This window comes from Flagellimonas sp. L-11 (assembly GCF_056857735.1).
In genome coordinates this window covers 50,846-73,170 of sequence record NZ_JBSXNR010000061.1, presented here as the reverse complement: position 1 = coordinate 73,170, position 22,325 = coordinate 50,846, and the positions used below count along the sequence as shown (strand labels likewise).

Genomic DNA, 22,325 nt, shown 5'->3' with positions numbered 1-22,325 from the left:
ACCTGCCTTCCGATAGGCGGGTTTATTTCAGAATCCCACTATATTGATAAACAAATCATTATAAGGGCCCGAAACAAGTTTAGGTTGACAAAAATCGACTTTATAGACCTATTTTCGATTTGATTTTACTTTATTTAGAACTGATATCGGAGTCCAAGTGCAATATCCAAGTCGAGATCATCGGAATAATTGTCGTTAAAACCTAGTTCCGGTCTCATGTCCAGCGAAATGAGCAATGGAATATCAAAATCGTATTCAATACCAATATCACCGGCGACAAGGGCAAAAACGCCATCGTTCTCACCTGCATCAAAAGACCCTACACCTCCACCGGCACCAACATACCAATGAAATCCTCCGTCTATGGGCATTACCCATTGGTAAAGACCTGCCAATTTAAATGCATCAACATTGTTTGAATCCCTCCAACCCAGATCAAACTCCAATCTGTTGTTTTCCTTGAGATAGCGTTGATAGGAGATTTCCCCTCCAAATCCGTCGTTATCGCCCACTCTTATACCCAATGCGTTTTTTGATATGCTCTGGGCACTTACGGTTGTTGCTCCAATTAAAAATAGTATTGAAAATAGATTCTTCACGATTGTTTTCTTTTGAAGCAAAGATAGTTTTGTACTGGGGTTGACTTATCTCTATTGAATTAATGATTGATGCAAATAAGAATTGAGATGGGCTTATAACAGCGGTTTGAAGAATTTGAACAATCCTTCCAAAAATCTGAACCAAATGGTCCTGCTCTGAAAGCGCTCCAAAGTAACGGGTTCCGACTTTTCACATATTTTTTGAAACTTCTCGGTCATTTCGGTGTTAATTTCCTTGTTGTAAATAAGGATATTGGTCTCGTAGTTAAGTTCAAAGCTTCGGATATCAAAATTTCCAGAGCCGATGGACACCAAATCATCGTCGACAATCATTATTTTGCTATGCGAGAAATCTTCTCGAAGGTATATTTTAACACCAACCTGAAGCAATTCTTCAAAATGGGAGAACATGGCAAACTTAGCTGCTTTGGAGTCGGATTTTTTGGGCACCAAAAGGGAGATATTTACACCCTCCATTGCGGTAATTTTTAAACTTTGTAAAAAAGCCTCCCCAGGCACAAAATAGGGATTTGCTATGCAAATGGAATTTTTTGCCTGGTTCATCATGCCAATATATTGTTGCATAATGGTCGGATGCTTGGAATCTGGCCCCCCTGCCACCACTTGTGCACGAACATCGCCCGCCGTTTGTTGCTCGGATAGGTAGTCTGCGATATGGAAATCCTCTTTGTTGCTTGCAAAAAAGTAATCCTTCAGGAAAATCAGATGTATATCGTTTACAATGGGCCCTTCGAGTTTTAAGTGGGTATCTTTCCATTTGCCCAATTCGTTTTCTCGTTTAATGTATTTATCGGAAACATTGACACCACCTGTAAAAGCCACTTTGTTATCTATGATCACAATTTTTCGATGGTTCCTAAAATTGAGCGAGAACAGTAGGTTTTTAAGTCGAATCGGCATTATGGGATAAATCTTTACCCCAACATCCTGAAACTTTTTCCTGGGGCGCCCCCTTAATTGGTAGCTGCCCAAGGAATCGTAAATAATTCTAACTTCTACACCTTCTTTGATTTTTCTTTCAAAAAGTTCCAACATTTTATCCAAAAGGGTACCTCTTTCCAAAATATAGTACTGTACATGGATAAAGTTTTTGGCTTCTTCCATGGCTTTGAAAAGCACATTGAAGGTTTCCTCGCCATCTTGAAGAGGTATTATTTTGTTCCCTGTTTTTGCAGTGGTGTTGGAGTTGGCTTTTATTAATCGGTTGAGTCTTTCTTTTCGAATATCTGCATCAAAATGGGTCAGGAATTTTTCTTGGGCAGAAATTTTAGGGGGAGTGTATCTGTTTCTTTTTTCAAATTCTTTTGTGTTGAAGAATTTAAACTTTCTGCGATTCATCCCAAACAGATAGTAGAGAACTGCTCCCAAAATGGGCAAAGTTATAATGGCAAGTGCCCAGCTTATGGAGCGCGACGGCCTTCTTCCGTGATAAATTATGGCCCCAATGGCCCAAACGGAGGTCAGAACATATAGGATGGTAAGGACGGTCTTCAAAAAAAATGGTGGTGTTTATTTGTCCTAAGGTATAAACGAATATTGGTTTATCAACATTTTGGGGAGAGAATTAGGGGGGAGGGCAATAAAAAACTCTGGCAAATTTTTACCAGAGTTATGTGGTATAATGTGAAAATTATTGTGGACTGTCGTCTGTGGCATCTTCTACTTCATCTTCCACGTCATCGGCAGCATCCTCAATGTCGTCCCCAACATCTTCTGCGGCATCTTCCACATCATCGGCAGCATCCTCCACTCCGTCTTTCACATCTTCAATGGCCTCTTCGGCTTTATCTTCTTTTGTTTCTCTGCAACTGGTTATACTCAAGGTAAGTGCCATTGCAATTAGCATTGTAAATAAACTTATTGACTTTCTCATGGGTTCTCGATTTTAGTTTAATGATTTTTAATTAGTGTGTGTTTCTACAACTTTTTTCTTCCTGTTATCAACGAAATAATAAATAGTACAATAAATATGAAGAAAAGAATTTTAGCTATACTTGCCGCTCCTGCTGCAATTCCACCAAATCCGAATATACCGGCTATAATGGCCAATATGATAAAGATGACCGTCCAACGTAACATAATAGTAGTGTTTTTTATTAATGTCTGATTGATTGTTAATCAGCATATTACAAATGTAGCTTGCTTTTGGTCTGAAGCTTGCCGTTTTTCATGTTAATGTTGACTCAAAAGAAGCATTTCACGTTTTTTTTGGCATGAAAATCTTCTTTTTAGAAGGTTATGAATTTGTTTTTTAATGTTGCAGTCCAACAAACAATGGCCCCAATTGGGTGTTTGAGCTTAAATTTTTTAGAAAAAAATCGTTGGATAGGCGTTTGGCCTTCAACTTTACCTTTTTGGGATTTTGGATAATTTCTTCCAATCTTTTTGCGTCGGAATCTGTGCTAAGCCAATCGGAGGCCTGTTCTTTGGGAAGAATAACAGGGGCGCGGTTGCTAATGTTGTGGTAGCTGGAAACGAATGGGTCCGTTTTGCCCACCGTTAACGCAGCACACAAAAAACCATCGTTTAACCTGTTGTAAGTGCCTGCCAAGTAAAAGGGTTTTTCGGTTGCCCGGTAAATATAGTAGCTACATGTATTGCCATTTTCCAAAAGATGGGTGTAAAAGCCTGTTGCAATAATCAAGCAGCGTCTCTTTTTATAAGATTCTTGCATCCAGCCAATGCTTTGCAGCTCATCCATCTGCACGTTCAATGTATTGGTCTTGTCCTGAAATATTTGCCAGTCTTCTTTAAAGTCTTGGGGCATAAGTCCCCAAATGGCAAACAATATTTTATTTGGGTTTTCCATGGTCACCACACTTAAGTTGTTTTCATGAAAGCCATTGATAATAGGGTTTGGCAGGTATAAATTTGGATATCTGAACGGGATTCCAAACTCTTTTTCTATCTCTTCTCTCCCTGCTTCATTTGAAAGTTTGTAAATCATAATTATCTGGAATCTTATCTCCAAATAAGCATTAAGTTGGCAAAAAGGTTGACTCAAACCAATTATATTGTAATGCTTTCCATAAATTTTATCAAAAATGCACAACAGGTTAAAACTATTTTAAAGGTAAAGGTGTATAGTTGTACAAACCGCCACAAAGCCTATCTTTATGGGATTAAGACCTAATTTGAAATAAACAGCAGTATAATATCCCAATGATAAAAATCAATGTTGACGCTCAAGATACCGCCGAATCGGTGGGGCAAATAAAAAATGTGATTGGTGGGGAAATAGAGGAAAGATGGGGACAGTACACTTTGAGTGTTTCCAACGATAAGGCAAAGGGGAGTATCCGTTTTATCACCTTCGATTGGGGGGTAAGTTTATTGGAACTGGACATTACTTTTTTTGATGAAGTATTGATTGAGGTTGACACTTCAAATTTTAACCCCATCAATTTTTACTATTGCCTGGAAGGGTATTGCGGACATAAATTCGGGTACCAGCCGGAGGATAAGATCAAGATCATGGAGCAATTCCAATCCGTTATCCTTACCAATCGTGATGGCGGGATTACGGACAGGTATTTTCCCAAGGACGTGAAGGTTTCCCAGACTGTGATACAGGTGCGTAGAAAGCCCTTTTTGCGCAAAAGGCTTAATCAGGGAGAGGAACTCAATAAACAGTTGTATAAAGTATTTTTGGACACCGACCAAGAGAAAGTGTTTGCTTACTACGGTTCTTACAATTTGAAAATAGCCGAGGTCATGTCTGCAATGAAAAAGATCAAGGCAAAAGGAATGATCCGTATTATGATGATCGAGGGCTATGTCTATCAAATTCTATCCATGCACATGATGCAGCATAACAAAGAGGTGATGAACAAAAGGCCCCAAACCAGTTTGTTGAAAAGGGAGCTGAAAACGATTCGCAGCTATGCAAAAAAAATAGAGAAGAACATCGCCAAGGACTTTTCGTTGGAAGATATTTCTGCCGAAACAGGCCTTACCCAAGCAAAGCTCCAAGAAGGATTTAAGTTGTTGTACAATAAAACGGTAACGGAATATATAAGGCATGCAAGGCTGGAACTGGCCCGCGATTACATTACAACAACCGAAATGAACATTTCCGAGGTGGTATACTCCATTGGATTTACCAGCAGGAGTTATTTTTCCAAGATTTTCAAGGAACGATACGGTTTGAGCCCCAGTGAATTCAAGAACAGTAAAAAGGACGCACAGGTAGCGGATTAAAGTTACTTTGATCGCATAAAACAAAAAACCCGGCAAATTTGCCGGGTTTTTTGTGGTACCTCCAGGAATCGAACCAGGGACACACGGATTTTCAGTCCGTTGCTCTACCAACTGAGCTAAGGTACCATGCTGTATTAAGCGGGTGCAAATATAATTTCAAAATTAGGATATACAAACAAAAACCCGAAAAAAAGGCCCTGATTTTTTCCAATTACCGATCTTTGCTGTATGAATTTGGTTATCGACATAGGCAATACCCTAATCAAATACGCTGTTTTTGAGAATAGAAGGATAATCTACGACCATAGCTTTGAATCTGGCCTATTCTTGTCAAAAATTAAAGAGCTGTTCGAGAAATATCCGCGAATCAATAACGGCATACTGTCATCCGTAGGCAAATTGAATCGAAAGGAAAGGGATGTCGTGGCCCTTTTTTGTAAGGTACACGTGCTCACAAGTGAGTCCAAAGTCCCTTTTAAAAACAGTTATGCCACCCCAAACACCTTGGGAGTGGACAGGTTGGCCTTGGCCACAGCGGCATTTTACCAAAATCCGCGCGGAAATACCTTGGTAATAGACGCTGGCACTTGTATTACCTACGATATGGTAAACAATGCGGGAGAATATGTAGGTGGGGCCATATCCCCGGGCGTTAGGATGAGGTACAATGCCATGCACAACCAAACGGCAGGGCTTCCTTTGCTTGGCCCTAGCGATTTGTTGGACTTTATTGGCAACTCTACGGAATCGTGCATGCATAGCGGTGTGATTAACGGTGTAACGCAAGAAGTGGACGGGGTAATTCGCCAATATCAATCTCGTTTTCAAGATTTAACAGTTATTTTAACAGGTGGAGACTCCCATTTTTTTGCCAAAAGGCTAAAAAACACCATATTTGCGAACTCCAAATTTCTCTTGGAGGGGCTAAATTGCCTGCTGGAATACAATACAAATTGAATGATTAAAAAAATTCTGATCGCTTTTTTCTGCGTGACTGCCCATGGCTTGTTCGCACAAAATGGAACTATTTCGCCATATTCTTATTTCGGAATCGGCGACCATCGGGACAACGGGTCCGTGGACAACCAAATGATGGGCGGCATAAGTATGTATGGGGACAGCATCCATATTAATCTATCCAATCCGGCAGCATACTCCAAGCTTAGGTTAACTGCATATACAGCGGGGTTGTCCCATAAAGAATACCGACTTAAGAACTGGACGGAAGAGCAAAATACATCAGTGACCAATCTGGATTACCTTTCCATTGGTTTTCCTTTGGCAAAAAATGTAGGTTTTGGTTTTGGCCTAATGCCTTATTCCTCTGTTGGCTACAGTTTAAACTCCTCCTCCGAAAACAGCCAAGGTGCGGAAGTGGCCAATTTTTTTACGGGAGAAGGAGGGCTTAACAGATTATATGCCTCCATTGGGTTTGAGCCCATAAAAAATCTTAGTTTGGGAGTTACTGCCAACTTCAATTTTGGAACTTTGGGATACGAAAGAATCCAGAGTGTTGAAGGGGTGCAGTTCGGAACTTTGGACAATCGTGAATCAAAAATAAATGGTTACGATTTTAAATATGCCTTAAACTATACGCCTAACATAAAAGATAAATACACACTTTACACCTCGGTTTTGGTAAATACCCAAGGCAATCTGGTATCAAAAAACACACAAACACTTGGGTCCTTTTCACTTTCAAACGGAAACAATGTAGAGGTAGTGGATGTAAACCTAGATGCCTCCAACCTGCGGAACACCGAGTTGAAGATACCTACACGAACAACGGTTGGCCTTGGTTTTGGGGAGGACAAAAAATGGTTTTTGGGAGCGGAGTACAGTTTTCAGCAAATGAGCGATTTTGACAATACGTTCCTGGGTTTGGACAACGTAACATATAACGATGCCAGCACCTACGCCTTTGGAGGGTATTGGGTGCCCGATTACCGTTCGCTTTCCGGTTACTTTAAGCGGGTCACCTATCGTGCCGGATTACGGTACGATGTAAGTGGTATGACGGTGAACAACAAAGAAATAAACAACTTTGGCATAACTTTTGGATTAGGATTACCCGTAGGGGCAAACTTTTCCAATCTCAATGTAGGATTTGAATTGGGAAGACGTGGAACTACCGATCAAAACTTAATTGAAGAAAGTTATTTCAAAATCAATATAGGCTTATCGTTAAATGATAAGTGGTTTAGGGAGATAAAAATAAATTGATAGGCCATTTTTTAAAAATTTGATAATTAACCACCCATAGAGGGTCCTCTAGGAGGATTTTTTAATGAAAATTTGTACTTTAACACCTTTAAAACTAGTAAGATGAAAAAGAGACACTACTTAACAATGATAATGGTCACCATGTTGACGGGATTAAGTATGGCACAAGCACAGAACCCCGAGTGCATGACCAATCTATCGATTTATGCAGAACACGTAAAGGTTAAAAATTATGATGCGGCATACGAGCCATGGAAAATGGTTTACGAAAGCTGCCCGGATATCAATAAAGCCAATTTCTCCTATGGAGAAAGAATTCTGAAGGCCAAAGTTGAGAGTTCGACAGGAGCCGAAAAAGATGGTTATATCCAAGATTTGTTGGACCTGTACGATAATAGTCTAAAATACTTCCCAACAAAATACAGTAAAGCTGGTGTAGCGATAGACAAGGCATTGTTGATGTACGAAAGCAAAATGGCTTCAGATGAAGAGTTGTTCAATATGTTGGACAAAGCCTTTCAGGAAGATCAGGCCAATTTCAAGAACCCAAGAGCTTTGTACCTATATTTCTCTAGCCTTGTAGATTTACATGGTGCTGGTAAAAAAGACCTTCAGGATGTATTTAATACCTACGATGATGTCACCGGAAAAATAGAAGAGGAAAATAAACAGTTGACCGATGTGGTAACCAGGCTTCTTCCAAAAGATTCTTTGGGTACATTGACATCTAAGGAAAAAAGAGCACTTAGAGTAGCAACTGTTAATTCTGAGTCATACGGTAAAGTCGCAAGCAGTGTGGATTCCAAATTGGGTGCACTGGCCGACTGTGACAACCTTATTCCATTGTACGAAAAGAGTTTTGAGGAAAAGAAAACCGATGTTAAGTGGGTAAAACGTGCCGTAGGAAGAATGTTCTCCAAAGAGTGTACCGATGACCCCATGTTCAGGAAATTGTTCGAGGCCCAATTGGCATTGGATCCATCTGCAGATGCATACATGTACGGTGGAGTGCTAAAACAAAAATCTGGAGATATGAACGGTGCCCTTGCTGACTTTAACAAAGCAGTGGGACTGGAAACAGATTCCTATAAGAAATCCGAAATCCTTTATAAAATTGCCACTACCGTTAGAAACAGTAGTAAATCACAAGCAAGAAGCTATGCGCTTAAAGCAATAGATGCAAACCCGGCCAACGGTAAAGCATATTTGTTGATCGCCAACCTTTATGCAACAAGCGCCAACTCCTGCGGTAGTACACCGTTCGAGAAAAGAGCAATCTATTGGAAAGCTGCCGACATGGCCAGAAAAGCCGGTAGGGTAGACCCTGCTTTGAGCAGTCGTGCAAATCAAACAGCGGCCAGTTATGCTGCCAAGGCACCATCCAAAGAGATGATTTTCAGCTCAGGAAAAGCCGGTCAAAGCATTTCTTTTAGCTGTTGGGTAGGAGGTAGCGTTACCGTACCTAATCTATAGGGTGAAACAGAAGTTACAACATATTTTAAAGAGCTTTGCCACGGTTTTTACCGTGGCAATCCTTTTTATATCATGTGGTGACGATTACGAAAGGGTGGGTGAGGAAGCCGTTAAACCTTTGTTTCCACAAGGCGTGGCACAAAATTTCACCTTGACCTATACGGAGACGGTTGAGACCATGAGTACCCAAGACTCTGCCAGTTCGAGGGTGGTGGCCGTGCTTAGTAGTCCATTGTCCGAGGATTTTGACAATCAAAGATTTAAATTCCGTACCTTCCCAAAAGGACTTCAGGTTGATTTTTACGATGAAAAAAACCAAAAAAGTGTTATTGTGGCCGATTATGGTATTGTATATTCACAGACCAATTTGATAGATTTGCAAGGAAATGTGGTGATTGAGAGCCACGATGGCAAAAAACTGGAGACAGACCAGTTGTACTTTGACAGAAAGAACAATTGGATTTTTACCGAAGCCGCATTTAAATACACCAATCCTGAAGACGGAACCGTAATGGACGGCGAAGGAATGGATTTTAATAAGGATTTCACTTTTTTCAAGGCGCACAAGACCTACGGATTAATGACGATTAAAGAAGAATAGGATGATCAAAATTTTACGATACACAGAATATCTATACTTGGCCGTAGCGGTCATTTCCATTTATAATATTGTTACACTTTGGAGCATAAACCCAAAGGAGACCTACATATTTATCTTCTTTGCAGTGGTTTCCATTGCCATGTTCGTTTTCAGAAGAAGGTATCGGAAACGCTTTGAACAACGAAAAAAGGATAATCAACAATAACATTGGATTCCTCCCTTATAATTATAGTTCTTTCCCTGCTGTTCTCGGCATTTTTCTCAGGAATGGAGATTGCCTTCGTTTCAGCCAATAAAATTCATATTGAAATAGAAAAAAAACAAGAAGGTTTCTTGGCCAAGGTGCTTACCCTGCTCACCGATAAACCTTCAAAATTTATTGCCACCATGCTCATAGGCAATAACATTGCGCTGGTTGTATACGGACTTTTTATGGGAGATGTGCTTATGGAATGGTTCCAGAATTTGTTGCCTACAAATTATCAGTTCCTAAATGCCTTGTTGACGGATTTTAGTTTGCTTTCCCAAACGGTCATCTCAACCTTGTTGATTCTTGTGACAGCGGAGTTTTTGCCCAAGGTGTTTTTTCAGATATATTCCAATGCACTGATTAAGATTTTAGCAATTCCTGCCTATTTCTTTTACCTCTTGTTCTCCATCATATCTTGGTTTGTGATCAAAGTGTCCGATTTTATCTTGAGGGTATTTTTCAAAACCGAAGGAGATGAGGTACAACTATCCTTTACCAAACTGGAATTGGGAGATTATATCAACGAGCAAATGGAAACCGTTGAGGAAGAGGATGATGTAGATTCCGAGATTCAGATTTTTCAGAATGCATTGGAGTTTTCAACCGTAAAAGCGAGGGAAGTAATGGTGCCCCGTACCGAGATTACCGCGGTTGAAATTAGCGAGACACCAAAAAACCTTGCCAAACTATTCTCTGAAACCGGTTATTCAAAAATTCTGATCTATAAAGACAGCATTGACGAAATAATCGGTTATGTTCACTCCTACGAGCTGTTCAAAAGGCCAAAGACCATCAAAAGTATATTGCTTCCCGTTGAATTTGTTCCCGAGACCATGCTCATTCAAGACATATTGAATGTGCTTACAAAAAAACGTAAAAGTATGGCGGTGGTTTTGGACGAATATGGGGGCACATCGGGTATTTTAACGGTCGAGGACATTATCGAAGAACTTTTTGGGGAGATTGAAGACGAACACGATTCCACCGATCTTTATGAAGAGCAAATAAGTGGGACCGAGTATAAGTTTTCGGCCCGTTTGGAGGTGGATTATATTAACGAGAACTATAAATTGGAGCTGCCCGAAGGAGAAGAATATGAAACCTTGGGAGGATTGATCGTAAATAAAACGGGTGAAATTCCCGAACAGGATTCAGAAGTGACCGTCGGTAACTTCACCTTCAAAATTTTGGAGGTATCCACTACCAAAATAGATTTGGTAAGTGTACGCGTCCATACTGAAGATTAACCCCTTTTGCATGATGTTTTCATTTTTTCCAATAACACTTCAGCACGAGTGCGAAGCATAGCCAAAACAAGTGTTTTTAGGGTGAAAAATCGTATTCTACATACAATTTTCACTACTCCACACTGAAAAACCACAGGAATTGACGATATGTGTCCAATTGTACTATAGGCTGAAGATTAATAATTTCCGTCCCTTTTTTAGCTTTCCTATTTGAAAAGAAAGTGGTATTTTCGCCCACTGAAATCAACTACCCCGGGGCAGGGCCACGAGGTATTCAGACGAAAAAAATAATTCATTTCGACGTAGAACGTCGGGGAATAATGCCCTCAATGAGGGATTTAAAGAAAACAAGCAGTAAAATGGCAATATTAGAGAATATTAGAAAACGGACAACAGTTCTTATTCTAATCATTGGTTTGGCGTTGTTCGCATTCGTAATATCGGGAGTTTTCAGCAGCGATAATTTTTCTGGCGGAAAAGTAGGCTCCACGGTTGCAGAGGTAAATGGAGAAAATATTCCCATCAACGAGTTTAGAGCTCAGGTAGAAACCGCTTCCAGAAGATATGGCCCCAGTGTTACTTCAACCCAGTTGGTGAACATGGTATACGATCAAGAAGTAAGAAAAGCCATTTTGAACCAACAGTTCGAAGAATTGGGAATTGATGTGGAAAGCGACCAGATCATTGAGTTTGTGAGAACTTCGGGTTATGCCCAAATTCCAGATTTCCAGGACGAGAACGGAGTATTTAACGAACAAGTATTTAAAAGTGCCATTGCCGATTGGAAAGCAAACGACCCTTTGCGTTACGATGCCTGGTTGCAAGATGAGGCATCCATTATACAAGCGGCCAAGGAGCGTATGTACTTCAACTTGGTAAAAGGAGGGGTTACTGCTACCCTTACCGAAGGAAAGATGAACTACGACATGGCCAACGATAAGGTGGATTTGCAATACGTTCGCATTCCTTACACTTCCATTGCTGATAGTACGGTCGAAATTTCCAAAGGTGATATAGAAGCGTACATCAACGACCACAAGGCAATGTTCGAGCAAGATAAGGCACGCGATATCCGTTTTGTGTATTTTGAGGAAAAGCCTTCTGCTGAAGATGAGAACAGTGTAAAAGAAGAGATTACCGCTTTGATGGATGATTCTGTTGAATATTCAGAGGCAACGGATAGCAACGATACCATACTTGGTTTTAGAAATACCAAGGATATGGCCGCGTTTCTGGACAGATATTCCGATTCCAAATTCGATACCATTTACAAAGCTAAAAAGGACCTTCCATCTGTAGTGGCTGATACTTTGATGGCGATGAGCATTGGAGAAGTATACGGGCCTTACAAGGATGGGGATTCTTATAAAGTGTCCAAAGTAATGGACCGAAAGGAAAATGGAACCGTAAAAGCAAGTCATATCCTTATAACTTGGGAAGGAGCCGAGCGTGCCAACCCATCTATTACAAGAACCAAAGAAGAGGCCGAGGCCGAAGCAAAAAGATTATTGGCCGAGGCCAGAAAAGAAGATGTGACCTTCACTGCTTTGGCGAGAGACAACTCAGACGGGCCTTCTGCGCCACGCGGAGGAGACCTTGGGTATTTCCAAGAAGGAGTAATGGCAGATGAGTTCAACGATTTTTGTTTTGGAAATCCGACCGGAACCATAGGTTTGGTAGAAACACAATTTGGATACCACGTTATTAAAGTTGACGACAAACAAGATGTTATTCAGGTAGCTACCTTGGCAAGAGAAATTGAACCATCGGAAACGACCATCAACAAATTGTTTACCGATGCAACCAAGTACGAAATGGCCGTTATGGAGGCAGAACCGGAAAACTTCGGGGATATTGCTAAAGAAAGCAACTACACAGTTAGGCCCGTAAACAAAATCAAGGAGATGGAGGAGAACCTTCCGGGTCTTGGTTCGCAACGAAGCATTGTACAGTGGGCTTTTAACGAAGATACCAGTGTAGGGGATATTAAACGATTTAATGTAAACAACGGTTATGCCGTGGTACAGTTGACCAAAAAGTACAAAAAAGGACTTATGGCCCCCGAGGATGCTTCAGCAACAGCATTGCCAGCTATTAGAAAAGAACTAAAGGCAAAACAAATCATAGCAGCAAACAAAGGAAAAGCCATGGATGCCATTGCTTCGGACAACAATGTAAGTCAAAGTACTGCCTCTGCCGTAACATTGTCGTCACCAACCTTGCCTGGAGCTGGTAGAGAGCCTTTAGTGGTCGGAACAGCGTTTGCCATGGATAAAGACCAGACTTCCGATTTAATTGAAGGAAACACAGGAGTGTATATGATCAAGGTTACCAACAAAACCAAAGCTCCAGATGTAGAAAACTATAGCACCTATGCTCAAAATTTGCAGGCAAGTGCAGCCGCAAGGGTCAATGGTGCGGTTTACAACGCTTTGAAGGATAAAGCCGATATTGAAGATAAAAGAGCTACGTTCTACTAGAATTTAGCTATATGAGATAATAAAATGCCTCCCGAACGGGAGGCATTTTTTGTTGTTGATTACATTATTAGTTGCTTTCAGGTTAATCCCATTTCATATTATAGCAGATATGGGTGGTTTTCCCTTTGGAATCAACTGTAATTTCAAAACCTTGTTTGGTGCTGAAGTAGGCATCACGGATCAAATACCATTTGCCATTTTTGAAAAGAATTCTCTTTTATCGGGTTTCCATTCTGCAATAGGGTAGATGTAATCTAAAAGTACTTGAAAATACGGGGCGGATTCTTTGTTCAAAATAAAATCGTCACTGATATAACCGGTAAGTTCCGGCAAGTCGGTATTGGTTTTAATACGTTCAAACGGTTTTACTTGATTTCCATTGTCTATTACAATAAACTCATTGACCTGTTTTTCCTTTTCACCATAGATGTTTTTGGTCTTACATTCCCTTCAAAGTTTTCTGGTTTTTAATCAAAGTGTAAATAATGATTCCATAAAACAGCAATGGGACAAGCTGTGCATAAATGTTCAGTAGCTTAAAATCATCAATTGAGGTGGTCCAACTGTAAATGGTTAAAAAACAGTGTATAAAAACAGAAACATAAAGAGGAAAAGGAGTTTTTTTGTTAAAAAGCTCACTTTATCCTTGGAGAACAATGGTGTGTTTTCCCAGAACGACATAGCTATCATTTATGTCTTCTGGCTTTAAGTTGCAAAAAAGAGAGGTTTGACGTAGAGGTTAACTGACCGATGCCCCAAATCGATTAATGGATGGATGGGCTGAATTGATACAGGAACAAAAATCAACCTTTAAATAGTGTAATTGTATAATCTAGAAGCTCACCATCCCCATAATTTCCATGACCGGGAACAATTATGGAGGTATTGGGATATTTGGACTTTATTTTGGAAACTGTTTTGTGCCATTCCATAACATTGGCATCTTCCAAATTGCCTTTTCCGGCACCAATGGATTTGATCAGGCAGCCACCGAACATGATCTTTTCACTGGGGAAGAATCCAATAATGTTGTCGTTGGTATGCCCCGCTCCCATAAACTCAAGAATCACTTTTTTGTTTCCCACTCGTAACTCAGTAAAATCGGTGAATCCGTTTTGGGGAATTTCTGTCTCTTTTCCAGCAAGGAGCCTTATGGTTTCTTGGTGGGCATACGATGGAACGCCTCTTTGATGAAAGGTTTTCAAGCCCCCGACACAATCATCATGAAAATGCGTGGCAACAACAGCTTTTACAGTAACATTCTGTGTGTCCAACCAATCCATCAGTTCCTTGGAAACTATGTTGTTGGAGGGAGTGTCAAATACAATGGCCTCCCCATTATTCACCACAATCATGCCATTGCAGGCTACCCTGCCAAAACTCTCGGTTTCTAAAAAAGAGGTGTGCAGGTAGGTATGCTCAGTAAGTGTCCCTATCTCTAAAGAATCCGTTTTGTAGGCCATTTGCTTTTCTGTTGTTTTGCATGAAAGAACAAGAAGAGCGATTAGTAAAGAAAACAGGTTTTTTTCCATATTGGAAATAGTTAAAGCATCATTTTGGAAAAAGGGATTACAGTTTCGTACCCGTTGTGTTTAAAATAGGAAATCGTTTTTTCATCACCAGTGGCCAATACAAAATCCCCGCCCCAGGCACCAAGGCTTTTTACCGTTCCAAAATAGTCTGGAAAAAGGCGTTGCTTTACGGGTTCTATATTCAAAACCTTGGAAAGCAAAGTTTCATGTTCCTCCATTAATGTCTCGAACCCTGCCAAAGTGGGTGTATTTATCATTTTTTGGGTAATGCCGGAAATACTTTTTATGAGTTGGGGCCTATCAAATTGTTGCTCCTTGTACTTGGCAATAGCTGCTTTGCTGCTCTGTTTTTGGTTGAGGTGCACAAAGTAAAGGGAATCCTTAAAAAAGGGATTAAAATTGATTGCCCCAATATGGGGCACTCCATCTTTTACCTGATACGTTATGGGTGAATTGTGCTGAGCACAGGCAATATCGTAGCCACTTCCGCCAAAGGCATTCCACAAGAGCTGATACGCATCAACCCGAGCCCATTGTGCCAAGTTGTTAATAAGGGTCGAGGATGTGCCCAGTCCCCAGGATTTTGGAAAGGTAAGGTGCGTTTCTATCCGGAAGCCATCTCCATCGATTAACAGCAATGGATTTTGTGCATTGGCTTCCAAAAGAAGGGTTGCCAATGTTTTGGCCATCCCTTCGTCCGAAGTAGCAACGACGTTTAAATGGGCAAGATCAAACGTTGCAGTGAACCAAATTTTATCGTTTTCATCCAAACTGGACCACTCTAAAAATCCAGATGTTGTTGGAGTTACATGGAGTGATTGCCCATAGCTGGTGGGAATGGCCAATCCCAAGGCACCGTCCAAGATGGCATACTCTCCGGAGAGCAGTAATTTACCGTTGCTGTAAAATGATTTTTTCATGGTTGTTTTTTAATCTTTTCCAAGGCTTCCTTTACCGAGGCATTCGTCACCGTACGACTTTTGAAATATTTCACAAGTTGGTTTTTTTCATTTTCGGTGGCCCCCATTTGGTTGAGTATGTTGAGCAAATGCATTTTCATGTGCCCTTTTTGGATACCCGTAGTAACCAAACTACGGACGGCGGCAAAATTTTGGGCCAATCCGGCTACAGCCACGATCTGCATCAATTCTTTTGCTGTAGGATTTTGAAGAATTTCCAATGCAAGCTTCACCAAAGGATGCAAAGTAGTCAGACCACCCACTGTCCCGAGAGCCAAAGGAACCTCGAGCCAAAACTTGAAAATACCATCTTCAATTTTGGCATGTGTTAAGCTTGAATATTGCCCATCCTTTGCGGCGTAAGCATGCACGCCTGCCTCTACTGCCCTAAAATCGTTCCCGGTGGCCAAGACCACGGCATCAATTCCGTTCATAATGCCTTTATTGTGTGTTACGGCCCTGTACGGCTCAGCTTTGGCAATGTTAACCGCACGTACAAATTTTTCAGCAAACTGCTCAGCGGACATATCGCTATTGCCCAAATCTGAAATAGGGCAACTTACTTCTGCCTTCACCAGACAATGGGGCACGTAGTTGGATAAAATACTCATCACCACCTCAATGTTTTTTTCTTCCTCCGTAAAAGCTTGAAAAGAAATGGCTTGTTCCTTTAAGGTTTTGGCAAATTGCTCCAAACACGAATTGATGAAGTTGGCACCCATGGCATCCAAAGTCTCAAACGTGCAATGGAGCTGATGGTACCCTTCTATTTTATTGCTCAAATCCCTTAACTCAATATTGTTGATGCCTCCCCCGCGTTTTTCCATACTTTGGGTGATGGAGGAAACACTTTTAAGAAGCTCGGGCTTTACCCAATCGAAAAATTTGGATAGTTTTTTGGTGTCACCTTTATATATAAAGTGTACTTGCCCCACTTTTTCCGTTCCAAGGATTTTCGTTTTAAAACCTCCGCGTTCCAACCAAAACTTGGCGGCTTTACTGGCTGCGGCAACTACAGAGCTTTCCTCAATGGTCATGGGAATGGCCAAATAATCTCCATTGATCAAAAAATTGGGAGCAATGGCAAAAGGCAGATAGTAATTGGAAATTGTGTTTTCTATAAATTCATCGTGCAATTTCTGCACTTTCGGGTCACTGTTCCAATATTGTTCCAACAATTGTCGCGTATTTTCTGGGTCTTTGGTACAATTGTGGGCAATCCAATCAATCTTTTCGGCTTTGGATAGTTTGGAAAATCCTTCAACGGGCGTGTTCATAAAGCTGGCTTAAAGCTTTCAAATATACGGATATTGACCTTTTGGACGTGCCTTGTATCTATTTTGAAACCGAAGCGGTGTTCCAAAGGTTAAAATTTGTTGCAAACGCAACATCAAAATTTATTTTTCCGATAAATATTAGTAAACTTGGGGGTTTTTAATCAAAATGTGCCGATTGGAAAAAGCATTTCTAGCGGTACATTTTGAATAAATAATGTCATGTCGAGCGTAGTGGAGGCATTTTTATTTGACCTTTCGACCAAAGCTTGTCTTGAGCAAAGATGAAAGGCTCATGATGACAAAAACGCTTTTTTGACATTTAAGAGAATATTTAATCAATTTTTTCACTTCATGAACAAACAGTCTTTTCTATTCCTATTACTTCTGGGAGTTTTGACTTTTACCACGGCACAAAAGAAAAAGATAACCCTTGAAGAGATTTGGGGAGGGGAATTCAGGACGGAACACATGGACGTTCTTCGGTCCATGGACAATGGAACACAGTACACCATTTTAAACACCGAACGATCACCGCGTTCCAGTAGTTTGGACAAATATGATTACGAAACTTTGCAAAAGGTGGAGACCATTGTGGCTTCTTCCGATGCCATTCCTTATTTTTCATCCTACACCTTTAGCGATGATGAATCCAAAGTGCTCTTGGCCACAGAAGTGGAACCTATTTTTAGGCGCTCCCGTTTAGGCATCTATTACGTATATGATATTGCATCAAAAGAATTGGCAAAAATCTCCGAGACCAAAATACAAGAACCCACACTTTCTCCTGATGGCAGCAAAGTGGCTTATGTGCTGGATAACAACATTTATGTTTTGGATTTGAAGTCCGGAACCATCAAACAAGTTACCACTGATGGCAGCAAGGGTACCATTATTAACGGAGTGACGGATTGGGTGTACGAAGAGGAATTCGCCTTTGTTCGCGCCTTTGAATGGAACAGCAACGGAACCAAAATCGCATTTCTTAGATTTGATGAAACAGAAGTGCCACATTTTTCGATGGATGTATATGGAAAAGACCTATATCCCTATCAACATGAATTTAAATACCCCAAAGCAGGGGAGAAGAACTCCATAGTTACTTTGCATATGTACGATGTGGCTTCAGGCAATATTTCGGATGTTGATTTGAATGATCCATACTACATTCCAAGAATCAAATGGATGCACCATCCAAATCATTTGAGTGTTCAGACCTTGAATAGGCACCAGAACGATTTGAAACTCTATGCTGTAAATGCAGAAGATAATTCAGTATCCATTTTATTGAAAGAAACGGACGATGCCTACGTGGATATTGATGATGACCTTACCTTTTTGGATGATGATAGTTTTATTTGGACAAGCGAGGCGGATGGTTTCAATCACCTTTATCTATACGGAAGGGATGGCAAGTTGAAAAATCAAATAACAGAAGGCCCTTGGGAAGTGACCCGTTACTATGGCTATGATGAAAAGCATGACCGTATTTTTTATCAGTCCGTAGAAAACGGTTCTATCAACAGGGGAGTGTATAGCATTTCCGCCAAAGGGAAACGTAAAAAGGCACTTTCCACAGAAGAGGGGACAAACTCAGCGGCTTTCAGCAGTGACTTTACCTACTACATCAACACCTATTCCAGTGCGACCACACCATACAGATTTACCTTGCATAAAGCATCCGATGGTAAACTGCTTAAGGAAATCAAGGACAATTCAGCTTTGCTGAACAAATTGGAAGGGTACGAGATTGCCCCCAAAGAGTTTTCCACTATACACATAAACGGGTTCGACCTCAATATGTACATGATCAAACCAACGGATTTTGACCCTAACAAAAAATATCCGTTGTTCATGTTCCAATATAGTGGTCCGGGGTCACAGCAAGTTTCCAATTCTTGGATGGGAAGCAACGATTACTGGCACCAACTTTTAGCATCCCATGGCTATATCGTGGCCTGTGTAGATGGCAGGGGAACCGGGCTAAAAGGCCGCGACTTTAAAAAAGTGACCCAAAAAGAGTTGGGTAAATATGAGGTGGAGGACCAGATTGCCGCAGCCCAAAAATTGAGCGAACGCTCTTATATTGATGAAACCAGAACAGGAATATGGGGATGGAGCTACGGTGGTTTTATGTCCACCAATTGTTTGCTAAAAGGTAACGATACTTTTGAAATGGCCATTGCTGTGGCACCCGTAACCTCATGGCGTTTTTATGACACCATTTACACCGAGCGTTATATGCAAACACCACAAGAAAACCCAACGGGGTATGATGATAACTCACCGTTCAATTATCCAGAATTGTTGAAAGGCAACTATTTATTGGTGCATGGCTCGGGAGACGACAATGTGCACGTGCAGAACACCATGCGGATGATCGAGGCATTGGTACAGGCCAACAAGCAGTTCGATTGGGCCATTTACCCTGATAAAAACCACGGTATTTATGGTGGCAATACCCGATTGCACCTGTATACCAAAATGACCAACTTCGTTAAGGAAAATCTATAGAATTTTAACCAACACAGACCTGTTATGACAGAAGTATCCAAACCAGAAAGCGAAAAACAAATATTTGGGCATCCAAGAGGTTTGTTCTACCTCTTTTTTGCAGAGTTATGGGAGCGTTTCAGTTTTTATGGAATGCGAGCTTTGCTCACCCTTTACATGGTAGATGTGATTTTCGCAGCTTTAATGGAAAGGGATTACGCCACAGCCGCAGTGTATTCATCATACGGTTCTTTGGTTTACGCTTCAACAGTAATCGGGGGTCGTATTTCCGATAGCATTCTAGGGATGCGAAAATCTATTTTTTTGGGAGGTATCTTAATGTCCTTGGGACATTTTGTGCTGGCCATCGAAAACAACATCACTTTTTTTCTGGCACTTTCGCTAATTATAGCCGGTAACGGATTCTTCAAACCAAACATATCAACATTTGTAGGTTCGCTGTATAAAGATGGAGACCCCAAAAAGGATTCTGGGTTTACCATTTTTTATATGGGAATCAATATTGGGGGCTGGGTAGCACCATTACTTTGCGGTTTCTTGGCTGCAAAATATGGATGGCACTACGGTTTTGGACTTGCAGGAATTGGGATGCTTACTGGTCTGATTGTTTTTTGGAGTGGAATCAAAAAAGGGGTTTTTGGAGATAAAGGACTTCCACCAGCAAATGGAAACATTGAAAAAAAGATTTTCGGTCTAAAACAAGGGGTATTGGTGCCGGTTTTGGCTTTCGCTTCGGTTCCAGTGATAGCCTATTTATTGTCGGCTTACAAAGCATTGGGTGCAGAAGGAACTTTTTTTGATGACCAGAACATAGTCAATGTAATTTTTAAATTGATAGGATTATCCATATTGGTCTATTTGGGTTACATTATGTACAAAGCCACTGTTGATGAACGTAAAAAATTATTTGTCGCCGTACTGATTACCTTTTTTATGACCATCTTTTGGGGCTTTCATGAGCTTTCGGGCAGTGTAATTACACTCTTTGCCGCCCGAAATGTGGATTTGGAGGGAATCATGTCCGCTTCCCAGACCAATTCATTGAACTCCATGTGGATCATTATTCTGGCCATTCCAATTTCTTTAATGTGGCAATGGCTCTCCAAAAAGAAACTCAACCCAAGAACGCCTTACAAGTTTGGAATGGGGCTTTTATTTGCGGGAATCAGTTTTTATGCCTTGGCCATAAGTGGGGCAAGTGCCAACGAAAACGGTTTTGTTCCCTTCACGTACCTGTTGTTGATGTACTTCTTGTTATCCGTTGGGGAATTGTTCATGTCTCCGGTTGGACTTTCAAAAATCACAGACCTATCTCCTAAACGCATCGTAGCATTTATGATGGGAGTGTGGTTTCTATCATCTGCATTTGCATTTCAGGTAGTTGGCTTTATCGGTAAACAATTGGCCATAGAAAGTACAGATGCCGATATAAGCGGCTTTGAAACCCTTAATGTATACACAGATGGTTTTATGCTCATAGCCCAATACGCTTTGGGAGCTGGTGTTTTAGTGATTTTAGCTTCGCCATTGATCAAAAGGTTGATGGGCAAAGTACATTAAAAACAGATTTAAAACTTAAAAACATAAAATCCCTTTTCGCCAGTATAGTGGAAAGGGATTTTTTTGTGCACAGCTTAGTTTCCATTTATTGATCAAGCTCGGGAAATTACTCCCGTCCGTAAATATAGTTTTGGGTCGGATGGAATCCAGAAACCGGTCTAGATTGATTTTCGGGGATTGGGTGAGCAGCACATAATTCGGATTCCCTTCCAAAGGAAGAATACCTAAACTTTCCACAACTAATAAATTTTTATCACCAAGGCGATAGCCGTTTTTTAATTTTGATGTATCTATTTTTTGAATACCTTCCGCAACGGAATAATTGTTTGCTATGCTTCCAATGTTGGAGCTGTCAGATGTAATGATGGAACGGGAGTCCCCCAATTGATGCAACAAAACCGTATTCCGAGACCGATGCGCCAATAGTATAATTCCCCCCAAAATTAGGACAGTAAGTTAAGTTAGATTTTTAACCTTAAATTCACTGTCAGATGAGCAGAAGAAAACACACATCGAAGTTCAAGTTCAAAGTGGTCCTGGAGGCCCTTTCGGAGCGTTCCACGATCCAGGAACTGGGGAGGAAGTACGATATCCACCCCACACAGATCACCAACTGGAAGTCACAGTTTTTGAACAATGGGGAGGAGGTCTTCTCCAAGAAGGCGAAGGACGCCAAGACCGAGGCCGAGGAAAAGGAGGAGCGGCTGTTGAAAACGATAGGGCAGCTCAAGGTCGAGAACGATTTTTTAAAGAAGGCCTCGTCATGAGTAAGTCCATACACACAACGTGAGTTTTATGGACACAAAATTAAGTTGGCGCACTTTACAGGATACGCATGGCCTTTACAAAAGCGCTGTTCCAGTACCCCTCCCGTAACGAGGATACCAGCACGCCCCGTGAGGTTGTGGCATGTATAAATTTAATGTCGTTACCATCCACATCCACTACCAAGCCAACATGATTGATGCGCCTTCCGGTTTTGCTGGTCTTAAAAAAGAGCAAATCCCCTTTTTCTACGTGGTTCACCTTTATTTTTTGTCCTTCCATGGCCATTTGATAGGAAGTTCGTGGAAACATAATGTCATTTTCCCGTAAGGACACATAGACCAATCCAGAGCAATCCATGCCCCTTTTGGTGGTGCCCCCGTATTTGTAACGGGTTCCGGAAAAAGTCAATGCGGTGGAGATTATTTCATTGGCCTTAGCATTTTTACGCCCCTCCTTTTTGCGTTCCTTTTCAGGTTCTTTAACAGGGGAAGTGTCTTCATTGGACCCCTCTACCGTAACGGTTCGGGTCGCACTGTAGGTGCGTCGTTTTTTACCGGGACCACAAGCGGAAATGGCAAAAAGCAACAGTAAGATTATTGTTTTTCGAAACATCCAAGAATAGAT

22 protein-coding genes and 1 tRNA gene are annotated in these 22,325 nt (G+C 41.0%); 11 read left to right on the top strand and 12 right to left on the bottom strand.

The features are described 5' to 3' along the window. Window positions 1-134: 134 nt before the first annotated feature. The 5 genes from AC13CC_RS10640 to AC13CC_RS10620 form a co-directional block, all read right to left on the bottom strand. Window positions 135-599 (bottom strand): hypothetical protein, encoded by a 465-nt coding sequence (locus tag AC13CC_RS10640; protein WP_482876756.1) that lies wholly within the window; start codon window positions 597-599, stop codon window positions 135-137. Window positions 600-692: 93 nt separating this feature from the next. Next, a complete protein-coding gene (gene cls, locus AC13CC_RS10635; RefSeq protein ID WP_482876755.1) occupies window positions 693-2,114 on the bottom strand; it encodes a cardiolipin synthase in 1,422 nt (473 codons plus the stop codon). Between the two features lie 136 nt (window positions 2,115-2,250). Continuing rightward, window positions 2,251-2,493, bottom strand: coding sequence for a hypothetical protein (locus AC13CC_RS10630; protein ID WP_163624837.1), 243 nt, complete (start codon window positions 2,491-2,493; stop codon window positions 2,251-2,253). Between the two features lie 44 nt (window positions 2,494-2,537). Further along, complete coding sequence (locus AC13CC_RS10625; protein ID WP_207070961.1) at window positions 2,538-2,699, bottom strand: DUF1328 family protein; 162 nt, start codon at window positions 2,697-2,699, stop codon at window positions 2,538-2,540. 172 nt (window positions 2,700-2,871) lie between these two features. Beyond that, window positions 2,872-3,567 carry an SOS response-associated peptidase gene (locus tag AC13CC_RS10620; RefSeq protein ID WP_482876753.1) on the bottom strand — a complete coding sequence of 232 codons (696 nt, stop codon included), beginning with the start codon at window positions 3,565-3,567 and terminating at the stop codon, window positions 2,872-2,874. A 215-nt stretch (window positions 3,568-3,782) separates the two neighbouring features. Between AC13CC_RS10620 and AC13CC_RS10615 the strand changes: the two genes are divergently transcribed. After that, window positions 3,783-4,820 carry a helix-turn-helix domain-containing protein gene (locus AC13CC_RS10615; protein WP_482876752.1) on the top strand — a complete coding sequence of 346 codons (1,038 nt, stop codon included), beginning with the start codon at window positions 3,783-3,785 and terminating at the stop codon, window positions 4,818-4,820. Between the two features lie 53 nt (window positions 4,821-4,873). Here the strand turns inward: AC13CC_RS10615 and AC13CC_RS10610 are convergent. Beyond that, a tRNA-Phe gene (locus AC13CC_RS10610) sits at window positions 4,874-4,946 on the bottom strand. A gap of 102 nt (window positions 4,947-5,048) precedes the next feature. Between AC13CC_RS10610 and AC13CC_RS10605 the strand changes: the two genes are divergently transcribed. The 7 genes from AC13CC_RS10605 to AC13CC_RS10575 all read left to right on the top strand — a co-directional run bounded on the left by AC13CC_RS10605 (window position 5,049) and on the right by AC13CC_RS10575 (window position 13,094). Continuing rightward, window positions 5,049-5,777: a type III pantothenate kinase gene (locus tag AC13CC_RS10605; RefSeq protein WP_482876751.1), complete on the top strand. Its 729-nt coding sequence runs from the start codon at window positions 5,049-5,051 to the stop codon at window positions 5,775-5,777. Beyond that, window positions 5,778-7,043 (top strand): BamG family beta-barrel-assembly machinery protein, encoded by a 1,266-nt coding sequence (bamG, locus tag AC13CC_RS10600; protein ID WP_482876750.1) that lies wholly within the window; start codon window positions 5,778-5,780, stop codon window positions 7,041-7,043. Between the two features lie 102 nt (window positions 7,044-7,145). Beyond that, window positions 7,146-8,516: a hypothetical protein gene (locus tag AC13CC_RS10595; RefSeq protein ID WP_482876749.1), complete on the top strand. Its 1,371-nt coding sequence runs from the start codon at window positions 7,146-7,148 to the stop codon at window positions 8,514-8,516. Window position 8,517: 1 nt separating this feature from the next. Beyond that, window positions 8,518-9,117 (top strand): LPS export ABC transporter periplasmic protein LptC, encoded by a 600-nt coding sequence (gene lptC / locus AC13CC_RS10590; protein WP_482876748.1) that lies wholly within the window; start codon window positions 8,518-8,520, stop codon window positions 9,115-9,117. A gap of 1 nt (window position 9,118) precedes the next feature. After that, window positions 9,119-9,322 (top strand): hypothetical protein, encoded by a 204-nt coding sequence (locus AC13CC_RS10585; RefSeq protein WP_482876747.1) that lies wholly within the window; start codon window positions 9,119-9,121, stop codon window positions 9,320-9,322. Between the two features lie 2 nt (window positions 9,323-9,324). Further along, a complete protein-coding gene (locus AC13CC_RS10580) occupies window positions 9,325-10,614 on the top strand; it encodes a hemolysin family protein (RefSeq protein ID WP_482876746.1) in 1,290 nt (429 codons plus the stop codon). Window positions 10,615-10,973: 359 nt separating this feature from the next. Beyond that, entirely contained in the window at window positions 10,974-13,094 is a 2,121-nt protein-coding gene (locus AC13CC_RS10575) for a peptidylprolyl isomerase (RefSeq protein WP_482876745.1), read from the top strand. 180 nt (window positions 13,095-13,274) lie between these two features. On the opposite strand, the gene AC13CC_RS10570 is transcribed toward AC13CC_RS10575, so the two are convergent. The 4 genes from AC13CC_RS10570 to AC13CC_RS10555 all read right to left on the bottom strand — a co-directional run bounded on the left by AC13CC_RS10570 (window position 13,275) and on the right by AC13CC_RS10555 (window position 16,862). Next, window positions 13,275-13,427, bottom strand: a complete 153-nt coding sequence (locus AC13CC_RS10570) for a hypothetical protein (RefSeq protein WP_482876744.1) — start codon at window positions 13,425-13,427, stop codon at window positions 13,275-13,277. A gap of 470 nt (window positions 13,428-13,897) precedes the next feature. After that, the gene (gene bla, locus AC13CC_RS10565; protein WP_482876779.1) at window positions 13,898-14,635 is read right to left on the bottom strand and encodes a subclass B1 metallo-beta-lactamase; all 738 of its coding nucleotides are present in this window, start codon (window positions 14,633-14,635) and stop codon (window positions 13,898-13,900) included. Window positions 14,636-14,637: 2 nt separating this feature from the next. Further along, window positions 14,638-15,546, bottom strand: coding sequence for a GYDIA family GHMP kinase (locus AC13CC_RS10560; RefSeq protein ID WP_482876743.1), 909 nt, complete (start codon window positions 15,544-15,546; stop codon window positions 14,638-14,640). Further along, window positions 15,543-16,862 (bottom strand): hydroxymethylglutaryl-CoA reductase, degradative, encoded by a 1,320-nt coding sequence (locus AC13CC_RS10555; protein WP_482876742.1) that lies wholly within the window; start codon window positions 16,860-16,862, stop codon window positions 15,543-15,545. The genes AC13CC_RS10560 and AC13CC_RS10555 overlap by 4 nt, the downstream gene beginning before the upstream one ends. A 351-nt stretch (window positions 16,863-17,213) precedes the next feature. On the opposite strand from AC13CC_RS10555, the gene AC13CC_RS10550 reads away from it, so the two are divergent. Beyond that, entirely contained in the window at window positions 17,214-19,373 is a 2,160-nt protein-coding gene (locus AC13CC_RS10550) for a S9 family peptidase (protein WP_482876741.1), read from the top strand. 24 nt (window positions 19,374-19,397) lie between these two features. Then, the gene (locus AC13CC_RS10545) at window positions 19,398-20,933 is read left to right on the top strand and encodes a peptide MFS transporter (RefSeq protein WP_326277619.1); all 1,536 of its coding nucleotides are present in this window, start codon (window positions 19,398-19,400) and stop codon (window positions 20,931-20,933) included. 15 nt (window positions 20,934-20,948) lie between these two features. Here AC13CC_RS10545 and AC13CC_RS10540 read toward each other — a convergent pair whose 3' ends face one another. Beyond that, window positions 20,949-21,374: a hypothetical protein gene (locus AC13CC_RS10540; RefSeq protein WP_482876740.1), complete on the bottom strand. Its 426-nt coding sequence runs from the start codon at window positions 21,372-21,374 to the stop codon at window positions 20,949-20,951. Window positions 21,375-21,424: 50 nt separating this feature from the next. On the opposite strand from AC13CC_RS10540, the gene AC13CC_RS10535 reads away from it, so the two are divergent. Beyond that, entirely contained in the window at window positions 21,425-21,700 is a 276-nt protein-coding gene (locus AC13CC_RS10535) for a transposase (protein WP_482876739.1), read from the top strand. A gap of 55 nt (window positions 21,701-21,755) precedes the next feature. Here AC13CC_RS10535 and AC13CC_RS10530 read toward each other — a convergent pair whose 3' ends face one another. Then, a complete protein-coding gene (locus tag AC13CC_RS10530; protein WP_482876738.1) occupies window positions 21,756-22,313 on the bottom strand; it encodes a C40 family peptidase in 558 nt (185 codons plus the stop codon). Between the last annotated feature and the right edge of the window lie 12 nt (window positions 22,314-22,325).

What these genes read in the sequence shown, in the direction of transcription:
- AC13CC_RS10620 (WP_482876753.1), bottom strand. Translation starts at nt 3,567, where the DNA reads ATGATTTACAAACTTTCAAATGAAGCAGGGAGAGAAGAGATAGAAAAA.
- AC13CC_RS10535 (WP_482876739.1), top strand. Translation starts at nt 21,425, where the DNA reads ATGAGCAGAAGAAAACACACATCGAAGTTCAAGTTCAAAGTGGTCCTG.
- AC13CC_RS10560 (WP_482876743.1), bottom strand. Translation starts at nt 15,546, where the DNA reads ATGAAAAAATCATTTTACAGCAACGGTAAATTACTGCTCTCCGGAGAG.
- AC13CC_RS10615 (WP_482876752.1), top strand. Translation starts at nt 3,783, where the DNA reads ATGATAAAAATCAATGTTGACGCTCAAGATACCGCCGAATCGGTGGGG.
- AC13CC_RS10605 (WP_482876751.1), top strand. Translation starts at nt 5,049, where the DNA reads ATGAATTTGGTTATCGACATAGGCAATACCCTAATCAAATACGCTGTT.
- AC13CC_RS10630 (WP_163624837.1), bottom strand. Translation starts at nt 2,493, where the DNA reads ATGAGAAAGTCAATAAGTTTATTTACAATGCTAATTGCAATGGCACTT.
- AC13CC_RS10545 (WP_326277619.1), top strand. Translation starts at nt 19,398, where the DNA reads ATGACAGAAGTATCCAAACCAGAAAGCGAAAAACAAATATTTGGGCAT.
- AC13CC_RS10625 (WP_207070961.1), bottom strand. Translation starts at nt 2,699, where the DNA reads ATGTTACGTTGGACGGTCATCTTTATCATATTGGCCATTATAGCCGGT.
- AC13CC_RS10550 (WP_482876741.1), top strand. Translation starts at nt 17,214, where the DNA reads ATGAACAAACAGTCTTTTCTATTCCTATTACTTCTGGGAGTTTTGACT.
- AC13CC_RS10575 (WP_482876745.1), top strand. Translation starts at nt 10,974, where the DNA reads ATGGCAATATTAGAGAATATTAGAAAACGGACAACAGTTCTTATTCTA.
- AC13CC_RS10530 (WP_482876738.1), bottom strand. Translation starts at nt 22,313, where the DNA reads ATGTTTCGAAAAACAATAATCTTACTGTTGCTTTTTGCCATTTCCGCT.
- AC13CC_RS10595 (WP_482876749.1), top strand. Translation starts at nt 7,146, where the DNA reads ATGAAAAAGAGACACTACTTAACAATGATAATGGTCACCATGTTGACG.
- AC13CC_RS10585 (WP_482876747.1), top strand. Translation starts at nt 9,119, where the DNA reads ATGATCAAAATTTTACGATACACAGAATATCTATACTTGGCCGTAGCG.
- AC13CC_RS10555 (WP_482876742.1), bottom strand. Translation starts at nt 16,862, where the DNA reads ATGAACACGCCCGTTGAAGGATTTTCCAAACTATCCAAAGCCGAAAAG.
- bamG (WP_482876750.1), top strand. Translation starts at nt 5,778, where the DNA reads ATGATTAAAAAAATTCTGATCGCTTTTTTCTGCGTGACTGCCCATGGC.